The following is a 16,122-nucleotide window of genomic DNA, read 5'->3' as shown; positions in this document are numbered from 1 at the left end:
CCGCGCGATCATGGATATCTTTAACTTCCTGTTGTTGGCCGGTGCCGTGACGGCGCTGTTCCTGGCCGCCGTCGCCTGGAACCGCCGGCACGCCCCCGGGGCGCCGGCGCTGCTGGCCATGCAACTGAGCGCGGCCTGGTGGCTGACCTGCTACGCGCTGCCGTTCGCGCGCTTGTGGCCGGACGACGGGATGTTCCTGCGGATGCGCGTCATCTTCCCGGCCGTCGTCGCGATCGCGCCGCTCACGCTGGTCTTCGTGCTGAGCTACACGCGCGGCACGAACAAATGGCCCCGGTCGCGGCTCCTGGCGCTGGCCATCGTGCCTGCCGTCGTGATCGCGGCCGCGCTGTCGCCACTGCACGACCTGTGCTTCGGCACCTGGCGCGGCGCGTCCACGGACAGCATTTTCCGGATGGGCCCCCTGTTCTGGGTCCATTCGTTGTACAGCTACGTAGTGGTCGCGAAGTCGGTGCTTGCGCTCGTAGCCGCGTACGACCGGGGATCGAGGCACGTGCGGCGGCAGGCGCGCATCCTGCTGGGCGCACTGCTCGTCCCGATCATCTGCAACGTGACGTTCATCGCGGGCGTGTCCCCGCCGGATCTCGATCCCACCCCGATCGGCCTGGTCGCGAGCGGCATCCTCGTGTCGCTGGCGATCTTCCGCCGCGGCCTGTTCGATCTCGTCGCCGTGGCGCGTGAAAAGATCGGCTCGGCCGTCACCGACGGCTTCATCGTCATCGATGCCCAGCGGCGTGTCGTCGAAAGCAATGCGGCGCTCCGGCGATTGTTCGACATCGGCCCGCCGGTCAAGCCGGGCCGCCCGCTCGGCGAACAGCTGGCCGAGCTGGATGAACACGTGGCCCGCCTCGGCAATGCCCCGACGACGACGGAATTCGTGCATGGCGGTGCGCGGCATCTCGAACTGCGCACGTTCGCCATCGGCGATGACGACGGCAACACGATCGGCGCCGTGCTGATCGTACGCGACGTCACCGAAGCGCGGACGACGTCGCTCGCCCTCGAGCAGGCGAACGCGCAGCTCAAGGCCCAGTTGGACACCATCCAGTCGATGCAGGCGCAGTTGCAGGAGCAGGTCATCCGCGATCCCTTGACGGGGCTGTACAACCGCCTCTACCTGACGGACGCCCTCGCGCGCGAATTGACGTGCAGCGCGCGTACCCGGGGCTCGTTCGCGGTCGTCATGATCGATGTCGATCACTTCAAGACGGTCAACGACGTGCACGGCCACGCGCTGGGCGATGCCATGCTGCGCGCGCTCGGGGGGCTGCTCAGGCAACAGGTCAGGCCGACCGATTCCCCGTGCCGCTACGGCGGCGAAGAGTTCGTCGTCATCATGCGCGACGTGACGCTCGGCCTGGCCATCGAACGCATCGACGAACTGCGGGTCGCGTTCTCCGCCCTGCGTTTCGCGTCCAATGGCGCCGACGTCGGCAGGACGTTCTCGGCGGGCGTCGCGCTGTTTCCGCAGCATGGCCGCGACGAGGCGACCCTGCTGGCCGCGGCCGATGCCGCGCTGTATGCGGCCAAGGCCGCGGGCAGGAACCAGGTGTGCGCGGCGGCCGTCACGCCTTGGCCAGAAAACTCGTCAGCGTAGCGAGCAGCGTCGTCCCATCCGTTCCATCCGGATCGGCCTCGTCGTCGGTCGCCGGAATCACATCCGGGTTATACCCCTCCCACAGCGGCTGGATCAGTCCCGCACCGCCTTCGCCCAGCAGATTGCGCACGATGCCGAACGCGGTGCGCGGCAGTTCCAGCGCGGCCCATTCCGCGGTCGCGTCGGCCGGCCCCGTCCCGACGGGCACGCCCAGCCGCGTGGCCATCAGCGCGCGCCGGAACTTGCGCAGCGTCTTCGAATAGCCGTCCTCGATCACGCGGTCGAACGAGACCAGGTCGGCGGCGCCGTCGAACGTCATGCCGCGGCGGCGGAAGTGGCTCGTGCCGACCAGGGAGTACACGTCGTCCACGATCACCACGGCACTGCGGATCGCAGTCGCGCGGCCGGGAAAGCCGAGCGGGTGGAACACGGCCAGCCGGTCGCTGATGATGTTCGGGAACGCCGATACGAGCGCCTTGCGCGCCCCGATCGCCTGCTGCACGAAGGTCTCGAAATTCATCGGCGGGCCGCTGTGCGCGAAATCGGTGTCCCAGGGCAGCGCCACCACCACGCGCAGGTCGCGGTGATCCGTCATGCGGTCGATGATGACCTGGGCCAGGTCGAGCATGTGGGCCGGCATGCCGCCGTTGTTGGCGGCCGTGGGCGCGAACTGCGCGCCCTCGATGTAGATGAGCTCACGCGCTTCGCCCAGCGCGCGCCGCAGCGACCACAGGGCGTCGCGCCGGCCATGCTTCGCCACCCAGTATTCGCGCCGGATCTCGCGCAGCAGCCGGTCGCCGTTGGGCGAGTTCACGGTCGGCGGCGTGCCGCCCGGATTGATGGCATTCGAGACCGCGTCGACGATGTCCTGTACCGTCGTCGTGTCCTCGAAAGCCGATTCCGGCGCCAGCGACAGCTCGGGCGTATCGCACACGGCGGCGATGGTCTGCAGCGCCGCGCCCATGCTCGTGCCGGCGCCCGGCGCCGCATCGTTCGGCGGCGTGGCCGGTTCGTTCATGTTGTCGCCGGCGCCGTACAGGATCCAGCCGTCCAGCAGGGTCGGCGCGCCGGGGAAGGGCAGCGGCGGCTTGGCGCGGCGCAGCGCGTGCCACGCGAAGTCGTAGGCCAGCGCGCCCGTCACGCGCGCGCCCGCCGCGTGGATGTCCGGACCGGCCGGGTTGCCGGGGTTGCCCTGCGTGTGCTGGGCGGAGCGCGACTCCGGCATCCAGCGCGCGCCCGTCACCATGGCCTGCCAGGACAGCGCGCCGTTGCCGGCGCCGGCATCCGGTATGCCCGCCGCGACGATCGTCTCGAAGCGGGCCATCAGCGGCAGGCGCGGGCCGACCCGCGGGATGCTTTCGGACGCGAGGCTGCGCGACAGCGCGGCCAGGGTGCCGCCGTTCGCGGCCGGCGTCGTGCGGGGGAGGCCGAACAGCGGGACCGGGCACCAGCCCTGCATCTCGGGCGGCACCAGCGGCAGGCGGTCGGTGCCGCCGAACGTGTTCACGGGCGGAGCGACGGGCGGGTCGACGGGCACGCGGATGCCGCTCCACAGCTTGCGCTGGCCGCCGCGCACCGTCACCACGATGTCCACGTCGACCTGGATGCCGGGGCTGTGCGGATCGCCCGGGCCCAGGCCGAACGGGTTGGCCAGCAGGATCCTGACGTCGTTGCTGCCGTCCGCCAGCGCCGCGCCGCCGTCGCCGCGCACGAACGACGGCTGCTTGCCGATGCTCGCGATCTCGGCGAAGCGGCGCGCATACACGCGGATGTGCGCATCCTTCGGCGCGGCCGCCGCCTTCACGGTGAAGACGACGTCGGGCGACGCGGGCCCGGCCCACGCGGCGCTCGCGCCCTGGCCCGGCGCCACGTTCGTGGCCGCACCGGGTCCGGGCGATGGCGGCGGGAACGCGGGCCACGCGACCGTCGTGCCGGGCGCCGGCGCGGGCGGCAGGCCGAACGCGGCGAACGCGGGCGAGCAGGCGTAGACGAGGCCCGTGCCCGCCGCCTGGAAGCGCGCCAGCACGCCGTCGGCGAGCGCCCACGTGTTGACGCCGTCGACCGCGTAGTCGATCGCGACGCGGTCGCGCACCTTCGGCACCAGGTCGGCCGGCGTCGTGCCGTCGTCGCCGGGGATGGTGTTGCGCGGGGCGGCGTCGCGGTTGCCCAGCAAATGCCACTCGGGGTCGACCACGACCACCCGCAGGAACTGGCGCGCCAGCGTCGGCCCTGTCGTGGCGGGGAACGGCGGCGAGGGCAATGTCGCGGGCAGCGCCGGCATGGACAGCGGCGTGCGGTCCAAGGTGCCGCGCGTGGCGAAGCCGAAGCGCAGCACGCCATTGTCGGCGCTGCCCGCGGCGATGGTCTGGCTGGCCGTCAGCGAGGCATAGCCCGTCGCATGGTCGACGGGGGTGGTCGACGGGCCGGGCGACACGACGTTCATCACGTTGCCGGGCCGCGTGGGCTGGTACAGGTTGCCGTGCAGGTCGGCGAATTGCACGAGGATCGCGCCGCTCGTGGGCAGCGCGGCGATGGCAGTGAGTCCGCCGGCGTCGCCGACCGTGCCCGGCGCCTTCGGATAGCGCAGTCCCGGCAGGCCCTGGATCAGGTCCGCGAACATGGCCGCCACGGCCACGGGGCAGATAATCAGGCCGCGCGCGTCGTGGAACGACACCACGAGCGACGCCGGCAGGCTGCCGTCCTTCGGCGGCGGCACGGGATCGCCGGCCTCGATGCGGCGCGGCGTCTCGTCCGGCGGCGACGTCAGCCGGAACAGCATCGCGACGGGCAGCGGGTGCGCGAGCGTGCCGCCGTTGGCATAGCGCGCGGCGGCCACGCGGAACAGGCGCTGCTGCGCGTGCGGATGCAGCCGGATCACGCCGCAGAACGCATCGATCGGCTGGCCCTGCGCATCGGTGAACTCGTTGCCATGGACGTGCCACGTGAGCATGCCGCCGAACGGACATTCCGCATTCGTCAGCGCCAGGGTCAGCGCGACCGGATCGAACGTGGGCGCCGACGTCGTCGACCAGCGCGGCGCCAGCTGCAGGCCGGTCAGGCCGAGCGTTTCGAGGCCGTCGGCCTGCAGGCGGTTCTGCGCCTGCGCAGTGGTGAACTGGGTGATGTCCATGGTAGCCCGTCCTGTCTATTTTGCGACCTGTTCGGCAAAGCGTCCGTCCGGCGCCGTGATGCGTACCGTGACGCTCGCCGCCGCGCCGTTGTACGTCAGGCCGTAGCTGGTCACGCCGTGCGCGCTGTTCAGGCGGACCAGTTGCCACGGCTGGCCGGGCAGCGGCGCCTTGCCGACGACCGGCACATCCGCGAGCGCCATCTCGATCACCGTGACCTGGCCGGGCAGCTTGATGATCGGGCCGCGCACGACGTCGAGAGTCTCCAGCGCCACCGCCTTCTTGGCGAGGAGGGCCGCCACGCCGTGCGGCTGCACGATCGGATGCGGCACCGGCGCCGGCGTCAGGATCGGTTTTTTCGGCGCGGCGACGGTGACCTTGATCGTGTACTTGCCGCCCGCGCGCGGCGGGATCGGCGCGCTGGAGCGCCACGTGGCGTTGACCACGTTCGGCTTCACGACGTGCATCTCCAGGTCCAGCACGTCCGGCGCGGGATCGACGGGGCCCGACGCCACGGTGAGCACGCGTTCCGTGGTGCGCCCGAGCGGATCCGTCATGCGCACCACGACGGCCACGCGGTCGTCGACGGAACCGCGCCTGAGCCGCAGCGCGTACTGCGTGGCGCTGGTGCGCCAGGTGCCGCTCAGCGGCGGCGCCGGCGGCGCGGCGGGGACGGCCTGCAGCTCGAACGCTTCCAGCAGCAGCGGGGCCGGGGCGGATTTCGACGGGCCGCTCAGCACCTGCGCATCGACCGCCAGCTTGTGCGGCCCCAGCGCCGTCTTCGCGACGGGCGCGGTGCTTGTGAAATGCACCAGCACGTCCTGCACCGGGCCGCCGGGCCACTCGGCCGTCAGCGGCGACAGATTCGGCGGCCCATCGGGCGGGATCACCACCGACATCGCGTTCGATGGCGGCGAGCGGCCCGGCAGCAGGGCGCGGTCGGGGTCCGGATGCGCCCACGCGACGGCGCGGTACCACACTTTTTTCCACGAGCCGTCCGGCTGGTCGGTGCCGGTGGCGTCGGCCAGCGCCGCGGCGTCGCCGTCGAGGCCGTGCACGGTCCAGCCGCCGCCCGTCGCTTCGATCGCGGCGACGGGCGGGCCCATCGTGTCCAATGCCATCGCGGCCGCTTCGACGCGCGTGCGGAACAGCTGGTAGCGCGCGACGCGGGCGCCGGGCTGGCTCGCGAGGTCGACGTGCACCGCGAACTTCGGCGTCGCGGCCGGCTGGTCGAGGCGGCGGATCTCCAGCCGCGGCGGGGCCGGCGTCGCGATGTCCGCCGCCGCGATGGCGACGACGCGCTGTTCGTTGTCGGCCGGCGCGGGCCAGTTCGATTCGACGTTGCCCGCGTTGACCGCGACCATCGTGAACAGATGGATCTCCTTCGTCCCGCGCGGCAGCACGAGGTCGGCCGACGTCTCCGGCTGCGCCTTCGTGTTCACGCGGGTGAACAGCGCGCGAAAATTGTCGGTGGACGCGGCGAGGCAGTCGCGCAGGAACGCCAGCCGTTCCGTGTACGTCTGGGTCGGATCGGGCGCCGGGCGATCCGGATCGCCGACCTTCGCGAGGATCGCGCTCTCGGTCGCCGTGTAGATGAAGTAACCGGTCGCGCCGGCGGCAGGCGCCCACGATACGCGCGCGTGGTGCTCGCCGCGCGCGTCCGCGAGGCTGGCGCGCTTGACGATTTCCGGCGGCTCGGGCGCGGGCGGGATCGGGTCGGACGCGTAGGCGATGTTCGGCCCCGGTTCCATCGCGGAGCCGGAGACGAGCGGCGCGAGCCAGGCGCTGTCGCGCAGGGGCTGGGCGCGTTCGCGCACGCGCGTCCACACGGCCACGCCGATGTGACCGTTGGCGTTGTAGTCGAGCTGGAGGCCGGAGACGGTGATGCGGTAGCGGCGTACGTCGTCCGCGCCGACGGGGCCGGGCGCGACGAGATTGCCGTCGATGTCGAAGTAGTCGACCGTGACGTTCGGCGGCAGCGGCGACACCTGGTCGCCGCTGAACGGCAGCACGAGCGGGGCGGCGGGCGGCACGGCGAGCGATGTCTGCAGCCCGGCCGGCAGGGTCGTGTCGGGCGGCGGCGTGTGGGAGCGCTGGGGGGCGCCGAACAGGCGGCTGCGCAGTTCGATCCGCAGCGGCCTGCGGACTTCCCAATCCCACGCCAGTTCCACCGTCAGTGTGCCGGCGCACACGCGGCCCGACGCGGGCACCGCGGCATCCAGGGCGCAGCGCAGCACGCGCGGGCGGTCCAGCGCCGGCTGCTGGTCCGCATGGTCGACCGTGCCCCACACGGACCACTGGCCCCAGATGTCCTGCAGCGCGATGCCGTAGCGCAGCGCCAGCCCGGCCGCCCTCAGCGGCAGCACCAGTGAGGAATCCACGGCCGAGTGGCGGGTCGTTTCCTTGTCCTTGGCGTTGCTGGCGAGCGTGATCGGGGCGAGGCCGCCGCTGGGGCGCGGGCGCATGATGGCGTCGGCGGCGACGGCGGGCGTGACCGGGTTGGCGCGCGCGAACGCGAAGCTGGACGTGGTCAGCAGCTTGAAGCGCGGCAGGCGGTCCCACGACACGCGCGCGGCCGCGCTCCACGGCTGGTCGGCCGCGTGCGGGCGGCTGTGCGATTGCGCCTGCGCCTGCAGGGCGTTCGGCGCCGGCGGGCGCACGGGCGGCGGCGCGCCGATCGCCAGCGCGGCCATCTCCAGCGGTCCGGACGTGCCGTCCATGCCTTTGTCCCACGTGGCCGTCACCATGAAATCCATCATGCGGCTCGGGATGGCGACGGCGCCCGGCGTCACCGAGCCGCCGGACGTGACTTGCGCAGCCGGGTAGGCGGTGCCGAAGCCCAGCGCCAGCGCGAGCAGCGGGTCGCTGCCGGCCGCGATGAAGGCCAGGCCCAGCGGCGGCAGGCTCGCCGTGGACGGATCGCCCAGCGTGCCGCCCGCGCCGCTCGGCCCGGGGATGTTGACGAGGTCGCGCTGGCGCGCCTGCAGCACCGGCGGCATCTTGAGGACGGGGTGCAGGCGCGGCAGCAGGTCCTGGCGCACTTCCTTGACCAGGCCGTCGAAGTCGGGCAGGGCCCACGCCGGCGCCGGATTCGGCCCGAGCGTGCCGGGCCAGCCGAAGGGCGCGGCGCCGCGGCGCAGGCGGTCGCGCGCCGCATCGCCCGGCGCCGTCAGTGCGCCGACCATGCCCTGCTTGTCGGCGTGCCGCCCCACGTCCGACCACGCGGATGGCTCGACCGGCAGGCCGACGATTTCCAATGGCCGCCACGCGTCGGAATTGGCGTAGTCGTGCGCCGTGATGCCGCGCACCGAAAGCACGCCGACGGGGCCGGGCGACGCGATCGCCACCGCGACGATGGACGTGCCCCACAGCAGGACCTGGCGCTGGCCGGTGCCCACGGTCTCGATGATTTCCAGCGCGTCGATCGCCACGGGGCCGTTGAGCGCGGCGAGATTCGCATTGGCGGCGGTGACGTCGATGCCGAGCGTGACGTACACGAGCGGGTCGCCCATCCACCACACGATGGTGGCGCCGTCCTGGTTCTGGTACGTGTGGAAGGGGATGTCGCGCATTTCCTTCACGGACGGCAGCCGCGCCCACACCGTGAACGGCCCGCCCGGCATGCCGTAGTCCTCGTCCGGCAGCTCGGGCGCGAGCTGCGGGTTGATCGACCAGCGCAGCTGGGCCATCGCATAGCCCTCGATGCCGCGCCGGCGCCATTCTTCCGCCCAGCGCTGGTCTTGCGGATCGCGGGCCCGGTTGATGTGCGCCCAGTTCGTCAGCGCGGCGCGGGCGTAGAAGCGATAGGGGTCGACGACGCGGCTCATGCTTGTTCCTCCCAGGGTGCGCTCAGCAACGAGACGTAGGTGATCTTGACCGGATCGGCCGGCCACGTGGCATCGAATAGGTAGGGCTTGTCGGCGAAGCGTTCGCGCTTGAGGCCCAGCGCCAGGCCGTCGGCCCCGCGGCTGCCCGGCTTGAGGATGACGATGGCGCGCTGGCCGCCCGGTGCCGGGATCACGCGCTGGATCACGTCCGGCGCGCCCGGCATCTGGGCCAGCTGCAACCACGTCACGGGCAGCATCTCGTAGCGTTCGGGCGCGCTGGGCACCGGATCGGTCACCTTGGTCGGCACGAGGCGCGTGCGGTGCAGCGGTTCGGGCGAGTCGACGATCACGGCCACCGGCTGCGGCGGCAGGGCGGGGTCGGGCTGCTCCCACAGTGCGACGACGCGCGGGGCGGCCGGCGTGCCCATCGGCCCCAGGCCAGCCGTGATCATCGCTTCATCGAGCTCGCTGCCCTGCGGCGCGTGGCTCGCGAAGGTGGACGACAGCGTCGCGATGCGGCCCGGCTCGACGTAGCGGTGCTCGGGGCGCGTGCCGAGGAAGGTGTTGGCGAATTCGCCCAGGGTGCCGTACGCGGACGTCGAGAACGAGCGGCGCAGCACCCGGTCGCCGACCGTGTTTTCGGGCGCGTCCTCGTCCACCGCTTCGATGTCGACCACGTAGTCCGTGTACGGATCGAGCGGGATCGGCACCGTGACCTTGCTGTGGCGGACCACTTCGGCCTCGAAGTCGACGCAGGGCTTCCCGCCATCTTCCAGTAGCACTTCGCGCACGCTTTCTTCCCACGGCGACAGCACGCCGCCCTTCACGTCGTGGAGCGTATCCGCGTTGATCGGGAACGGATGCGGCACGGCCGGCGTCGAGACCGGCCGGCGGAACGAGGCCGCCTTGATCCGCACCTGCAGCTTCTTGCCGTAGGCCGCGTACAGCTGGCTCACGTCGTTGGTCGCGAACACGAACGACAGCGGCTCCTGCCCGAACACGTGGCTCTCGCCTTCTTCCGGCAATGTCGTCAACACCCACGGATCAAGCGTCTTCGGTGCGTCGTCGTCGGTGCGGAAGTGATACACGCGGCTTTCCGTCGTCGCGTCGATGTCGTCCGTTTCGGCCGCCGTCGGACGGGTGTCCTGGTCGCTGGTCTGCACGGTCCACTCGACCTTGACCTGATAGGCCGTGTCCGGCGCCAGCAGCGCGTGGCCACAGGCGTCGTCCGACAGCGCCGCTTCCACTGCACCGTGATTGCGCGTGGTGGTCGTCTCGTCCCAGTCGTGGCGCGCGATCTCCTCGGCATGCATGAATTCCGCCACGGCCAGATAATAGGGGCGCATCAGCAGGCGCTGTTCTTCCGGCCGGATCGGGTCGCGCATGCTCTGGCCGATCTCGATCGTATGGACCTTGTCCGCGCCCTTGATCTCGACGACCACCGGCAGATAGGCCTTGTTGCCCTGCGTGGACGTGGTGCCGCCCAGCGCGGCCAGGTAGCCGGCCGCGAGCTGCACGTCGTCGCGCCATGGGCCGGCGCTGCTCATCCACTCGGCCGGCACGGGCTTGGTCGGCACCACGTCGGCCAGCGTGACGGCCTGCTCGGCGAGCAGGGTGCCGTCCTTGGCGCGCTGGCGCACCAGCACGTTTTCCTTGCGCACGAGGGTGGACAGCACGAACAGCAACAGCCGTCCGGCCGCGATCTCTCCGCTGTGCAGGACGATGCCGTTGAAGAGTTCCGGCGGGCGGAAGCCGAGCGCCTTCCACGCCTGCTTCACGGTCTTTTCGTCGGCCGGGTTGCCGAGCGCGATCACGCGGCCGTCGTCGTTCAGCGGGCTGGCCAGCACCTTCGCTTCGCAGCGTTGCGGCTCGGTCGGCGACGTGGCCGCGGCGGCCAGGTGCACGGCGGACGTTGCCAGTTCGGCGCGCGACAGCGGCTGCCCGGCCTGCAGCCTGGCGGCCGTCGCGGCCCACGTCAGGCGCGTCGCCGGCAGCGCATCGATGCGCTTGATGCCGGCGACCTGCGCAACCTGCGCGCGAACGGCCCGGCGTGGCGCGCCCGTGGTCGGATCGATCGTGCCCGGCACCGGTTGCGGCGTCGGCTTCGTGTCGCGCGGGCAGGGCGCCGGCGTGCCGGTCACGAAGGCAGGATCGATGCCGCGCCTGCGGTCGACGAGGTCGATGCCGCAGCGCCAGCACTCCGTCACTTCGAGCGTCGTGACGGGCGCGCGCGACCGCACCGTGTCCGGCGGATCGGGCCACGCTTCACCGTCGACGATCCAGCCGTCCTTCGAGGGGCCCAGCTGCTCGTAGCGGAAGGTCCACAGTACGGAGGTGGCCGGGGCGGCCTTGTGGCAGACGGTGCCCCAGCGCTCGCGGATCGTCTCTTCCTGGTACTCGCTACGCGTAAAGGCTTTCGGTGTGGCGTTCGGCGTCCACGCCAGCAGCGCGAGCTGCACTTCGAGCTGGGCGCTGGCCGGATCGATCGGGTTCTTGAGCGTCCACCAGACCGAGGGTTTGTCGCCGTCGCCGACCGGGCCTACCAGCTCGACCTTCGTGATCGCGTAGCGCACCCAGTTCTTGCCCTGTTGCTGCCAGCCGTTCTCCGCCGCGCCGGGGTGGTTCAGCGGCGCGCTGCCGAACACCGTGAGACCATCGTCGACCGGCGGCACCGACAGCATCAGCACGGGGATCGCGTCGATCGGCACCACCGGCGTCTGGTCGGTGGCGCCGCCTTCGGTCGCCGTGCCGATGGCGCCGTCGACGGGGCGGTCCGTGCCCGTGCCCATGACCAGTGCGGGCGAACGCGAGACGAGCTTCAGGTCGCGCACGAGCGGCGGCGCGGGCAGCTTGGGCACGTTCGTGGCGCCCAGGTGGAAGTCGACGCAGCCTTTGATGGTGAAGAAGAACAGGTCCACTTCTCCGCAGATCTCGCCGTCGATCTTCGAGATGCGTTCGCGCCGGCCGTCCGGCAGCACGTTCTCGCCGACGTCCACGTCCAGCTCCGCGTAGGCGCTGATGCTGAGGATGAACAGCACCAGTTCGCCGCGCACGTACAGCCGGCCCGCGAGGCGGAACGGGTCGAAGCCGAGCACCGCGTCGAAGCCGGCGCCGATGCGCAGGTACAGCCGCGCCGGCACGCTGCCCCAGGTGAAGGCGGCGCGCAGGCCTGTGCCGATGGCGAAGCCGTAGACCTGCGGCAGGCCGGCGTCGGGGTAGGCGGGCAGGCCGTTCCCGGACAACATCAGGTAGCCGGACGCGTCGATCACCGACAGGATCGTGCATTGCACCGGGTCGCTGCGCTGGCCCAGGTACAGATGCCAGTCCTCGCCCTTCTTGAGGTTGAAGAAGGCTTCGATCGGCACGCGGATCTTGATGAGCGGGTCGATCGTGTAGTCGGCCACGATGCCGATCGTGAGCGTGCCGCGGCCGGCGTCCAGGTCGATCACGGCCAGCAGGTTGCCTTCGGCATTCTTGTCCTTCAGTGCGGGCATCGGCTGCAGCAGGCGCGCCTTCATCATCAGCAGGATGCGCGGGCCGGGCAGTTCGAGCATGAACACGCCCTTCAGGTTGAACACGACGCTGCTGCCCATCGTGCCGATCGTCGCGCCCACGCCGAACGCCCAGTGGTCCGGATTGCCCTTCCACGCATCGGGATTGGTCGGGTTGCCGTCGGCCCGGTTCTTCAGCCAGTCGAGGGCGATCGTGGGGCCGGTCAGCCCGTCCTCGTCGCGCGCGTAATGCATCGCGAACATGCCGAGGAAGCCGTAGATGCCGAGGCCCGAGCCGCCCAGCGGGATCGCCACCGGCAGTTCCAGCTCCAGCGCGACGAACACGCCCGTGCGGCCTTCCACGTGCGTCACCTTGAGCACGGCGCGTACGCGGGTATCGATCGGCACCAGCTGCAGGTCGATGGCGCCGCCGACTTCCTCGCCCAGCTCGAAGCTGCCCTTGCCGACCAGGACGCCGGGGATGTTCACGCCGGCGCCGAACGCGGTCAGCTCCACGCCGGCCACGCCGCCTTCCTCGGCGAATTTCAGGCGCACGCGCGCACGGTCGAACGTGACGACGCCCAGGTCCGCATTCAGACCGAGGTCGAACTCGAACGACAGCGGATTGGTACGCGCCACGCGCGCGCCGAGGATCTTGATGAACTGGCCGAGCGGATCGGGCACCGTGATGCCGCCGCCGCTGGTCAGGTCGATCGAATAGCCGCGCGACGAATCGAACACGGGGCGGAACTGGAAATCGCGCTCGCCCGGCGTGTTCCCGAAGCGCATGCCGATGGCCTTGTAGCGCACGGACAGCGGCGACTTGCGCGGGATGGTCAGCAAGGTGATGCCGCCGATCTCCACGTTCGCCGACACGGCGGTCTCGATGTCGCCCAGGATCGCCACCTCGGTGCCGTTGGCGCGCTTGCGCACGGCAATCTCGCCGCCCCACAGCACGACGCGCTCCACGTTGAAATAGCCTGCCTGCGCGAGGCCCGTCGCCAGCGCCACGCCGCCGACCGCGAGCACCGCCGGCACCATGTCGCCGGACGCCGGGTTGGCGGGGGCGGCGGCGTCGAGCAGCGGCGCGAACAGGGCCGTCATGCCGAGCAGGTTGCGGCCGAAATTGCCCTCCGCGAGCAGGGGCTGGCCGGGCAGCTGGCCCGTCATCACGAGGCCGTCCTTGTCGGCCGGGTCCGCGCCCAGGTACGCGAGCGCGCTCCAGTCGCCGGTCGCGTTATCGATCTGGAAGACGATGCGCGCCTTGATCACGCCGTCCATCGGATTGCTGCCCATGCCGCGCAGGACGGGCTCGATGCCTGGATCGCCGCCGTTCTGCTGGATGAACTGTTCGGACGGCGTGTTGATGTCGAACTCGCCAAAGACCTCGACGGCCACGAACTCGTCGCGCACGATGCGCACCTTGGCGCCCAGCGCGCGGAACCAGCTGGGCGGCGTCGGTTGCGTCGGGGCCGGGTCGGGCGTGGTCACGGGGATCTGCGGGACCTTGGTTGCGCCGCGCGACACCGTGCCCTTCGTGACGGTGCCGGACAGCGGCGCGGCCGGCAGCTTGGCGTCGGCGCGCCAGTTCGTGCGGCGCGTGTCGAGGTCGGAACTGCCCACCGGGCCGCGGCCGAGGAGGGTGAAGTGGAAGTTCTTGCCCGGTGCCGCGGCGCGGACGATGTGCGCGAAGGCCTCCGCGCGCCGGCGCGACAGCAGGAAGTTGTAGTCGACGTCGTTCGGGTCGTCCTCGTTGCTGGCCCAGCCCGTGATCTCGATGGTGGACCCGGCCGGAACGCGGTCCAGGCGCGCGGCGTAGCTGCTGCCCACGGGGCTGCCCGTGAACGGGCTTTCCGGCGCATCCGTCGCGGCCGGGCCGGTGCTGGAATTGGCGGGCCTGGTGACATCGGCCGTGGGCGTGGGGCCCACGGTGCCGGGCAGGCCTGCCACGTAGTCGATGCCGGTGGTCGGGTCGTGCTCGGGCAGCTGGTTGTTGGTCGGGCGGTCGAAGCGGAAAAACGCGCTTACCGTCTCGGGCCCCGCGCCCACGGCCGGCGTGGTCGCCTCCACGTCGGCCGACTCGTTCTCGGCCAGTTCGATGGTGCACTCCTCGCCGGCCGGATAGTCCTGCGCCGGCGCCGCGGGCGGCTTGCGCACCTTCCACGTGGTGGCGGGGTTCGGCGGATCGAGGGTGATCGTGATGCTCGAATTGTTGCGCGCCTTGAGGCGGAACGGAGGCGCGCCGACCGGCGTGCCGTCGCGCGTGATGCTGTCGGTGTCGAACTGCGCCTCCGCGACGATGGGCGTGCCCGGCTTGGTGCTGCCGGTCTTCGGGCCGGCCGCGATGGTCAGCTGGGCCGGCGTGCCGCCGCCGCTGGCCGCACCGACGACGATGCTGCCCGCGCCGTCGCCGCCCAGGTCGACGTCGAACACGTTCGGCATCGATGGCGCGCTGGGTGCGAGCGGGCCGCCGTCCAGCGCGGCGGTGAAGGTGTACGGCGGGCGCTGGCCGGACGCGTCGACCACCATGCGCGTACGTTGCGGCAGCATGGCGGTGGCGGTATCTCCCGTGCGCGTGATGCCGATCGGCTGGTTGCCGGGGCCGTAGAAGCGCGCCGACACGCCGATCGGCGCGCCCTGGTTGATGACGGCGACGTCGAAGTCGCCCGTGATGCCGGGCGTGTTCCCGAGCCCGATCAGCAGATTGCTGGCGCCGGCCGACACGGCGATGTCGTTCATCCCGTGCGGCGCCACGAACAGGCGCACGATGGGGAGGTACAGGCCGGTCCAGTTCTCGTCGTAGCCGAACTGCGCCAGCACCTCCGGCGGCGTGTAGCCGTTCGACAGGTCCAGTACGGCGCTGCGGAACCCGAAGCCCACCACGTTCGAATCGCCGATGAACGCGTATGGCGGCGTCATCGTGATCAGTTCGGCCGTACCGAGGTCGCTGCCGTCGTCCAGGCTGGACGCGCCCAGGCTCAGGAGGTTGAAGGCGAGGACCCCGGCCGCATCCTGCGCCAGCTGCATGCGCAGCTTGGGTAGAGTGAACGACACGACCGTGTTGGCCGGGTCGCGTTCCAGCAGACCATCCGACTCGCGCAGCTTCGCGCCCTTCAGCATCGGCGGGCGCAGCACGACCGTCGTGAGCAGCATGTCGAGCGAGAACTGGGCGCCGGGGTAGTCGGACACGGGCATGTCGATCGGCAGCGTGTCGAGCACGTTGAACACGTCGGTCGTGGCGGCCGGCACGCCCGACGCGGCCGCGATGATCGGGGAGCCGGTGCGCGGGACGAACAGTTCGAAGGCGATCTGCGTATCCTGGATGTCGATCCACGGATCGCGCCGGGTCGGATCGTCCTGCGGATGCAGGCCGCCGGCGGTGGCGGTGACGGTCAGGCGCGCGTTCGGCAGGTCGAGCACGGGGCGCGCGGACACGGCGAACCTGGCCACCCCGCGGATCGTCGTGCCTTCGGCCGCGCCGGTTGCCTCGTAGTGGTCGACATAGATGGCACCCAGCGCCGCCTGCCAGTCGCCCAGCGTCGTGCCGAGCAGTTGGTAGGGCGAGACGAGGTCGAGCAGCGAAAGAGGGAAAGCAGGCATTGCGGTCTCCTTCAGACGTCGATGACCCGTACGGGCGGCACGCGGCCTCTCGCACGATGAGATTCGAAACGGCGGCGGTTGTTTTGGAGTTACGGCGCACTGGCCCCGGCCGCGCGAAAGTGGGCCGGGAAGAATGTGTTCTTGTTATTGAGGCGGAGTCGACTGGGGATAATTTAAACGCAATTTTGTTAAATCACAAGCGGTAGGTTGCAAAATATTCGTAAATATGTTTGTTGCGTATTCATGATGGATAACCGGGCCGATCCAACGACCAAATGTAAAAAGCCCGGAAGCCGCACATCGGCTTCCGGGCTGCGTTCAGGTCCTCAGGACCGATCAGAACCTGCGCACTCCTTGCCGACGCCACGCGCCCATCGCCAGCACGGCAACCAGCATCAGCGCCGCCGTCGACGGTTCCGGAATCTTCGTCAAGCTGCTGACGCGGGTCGAGGGCGCCGCCA

At 70.9% G+C, this 16,122-nt stretch carries 5 protein-coding genes; 1 reads left to right on the top strand and 4 read right to left on the bottom strand.

What is annotated here, in order from left to right:
• Nucleotides 1–10 precede the first annotated feature (10 nt).
• The gene (locus tag QPK29_RS30700) at nt 11–1,615 is read left to right on the top strand and encodes a histidine kinase N-terminal 7TM domain-containing diguanylate cyclase (protein ID WP_371772138.1); all 1,605 of its coding nucleotides are present in this window, start codon (nt 11–13) and stop codon (nt 1,613–1,615) included.
• Here QPK29_RS30700 and QPK29_RS30695 read toward each other — a convergent pair.
• From QPK29_RS30695 to QPK29_RS30680, 4 genes are all read right to left on the bottom strand, one after another.
• Nucleotides 1,584–4,745: a hypothetical protein gene (locus tag QPK29_RS30695; protein WP_371772139.1), complete on the bottom strand. Its 3,162-nt coding sequence runs from the start codon at nt 4,743–4,745 to the stop codon at nt 1,584–1,586. The two genes, QPK29_RS30700 and QPK29_RS30695, sit on opposite strands and share 32 nt — an antisense overlap.
• A gap of 15 nt (nt 4,746–4,760) precedes the next feature.
• Nucleotides 4,761–8,570, bottom strand: a complete 3,810-nt coding sequence (locus QPK29_RS30690) for a hypothetical protein (protein ID WP_371772140.1) — start codon at nt 8,568–8,570, stop codon at nt 4,761–4,763.
• Entirely contained in the window at nt 8,567–15,661 is a 7,095-nt protein-coding gene (locus QPK29_RS30685; protein WP_371772141.1) for a hypothetical protein, read from the bottom strand. The genes QPK29_RS30690 and QPK29_RS30685 overlap by 4 nt, the downstream gene beginning before the upstream one ends.
• A 336-nt stretch (nt 15,662–15,997) precedes the next feature.
• Nucleotides 15,998–16,093 (bottom strand): PEP-CTERM sorting domain-containing protein, encoded by a 96-nt coding sequence (locus tag QPK29_RS30680; RefSeq protein ID WP_400189906.1) that lies wholly within the window; start codon nt 16,091–16,093, stop codon nt 15,998–16,000.
• Nucleotides 16,094–16,122 lie beyond the last annotated feature (29 nt).

Source organism: Massilia orientalis (assembly GCF_030411975.2).
In the GTDB taxonomy this organism is placed as follows: domain Bacteria; phylum Pseudomonadota; class Gammaproteobacteria; order Burkholderiales; family Burkholderiaceae_D; genus Telluria; species Telluria orientalis.
This window is presented reverse-complemented; position numbering and strand designations above follow the sequence as displayed.

Coding starts and splice junctions, on each gene's coding strand:
- QPK29_RS30700 (WP_371772138.1), top strand. CDS start 11: ATGGATATCTTTAACTTCCTGTTGTTGGCCGGTGCCGTGACGGCGCTG.
- QPK29_RS30695 (WP_371772139.1), bottom strand. CDS start 4,745: ATGGACATCACCCAGTTCACCACTGCGCAGGCGCAGAACCGCCTGCAG.
- QPK29_RS30690 (WP_371772140.1), bottom strand. CDS start 8,570: ATGAGCCGCGTCGTCGACCCCTATCGCTTCTACGCCCGCGCCGCGCTG.
- QPK29_RS30685 (WP_371772141.1), bottom strand. CDS start 15,661: ATGCCTGCTTTCCCTCTTTCGCTGCTCGACCTCGTCTCGCCCTACCAA.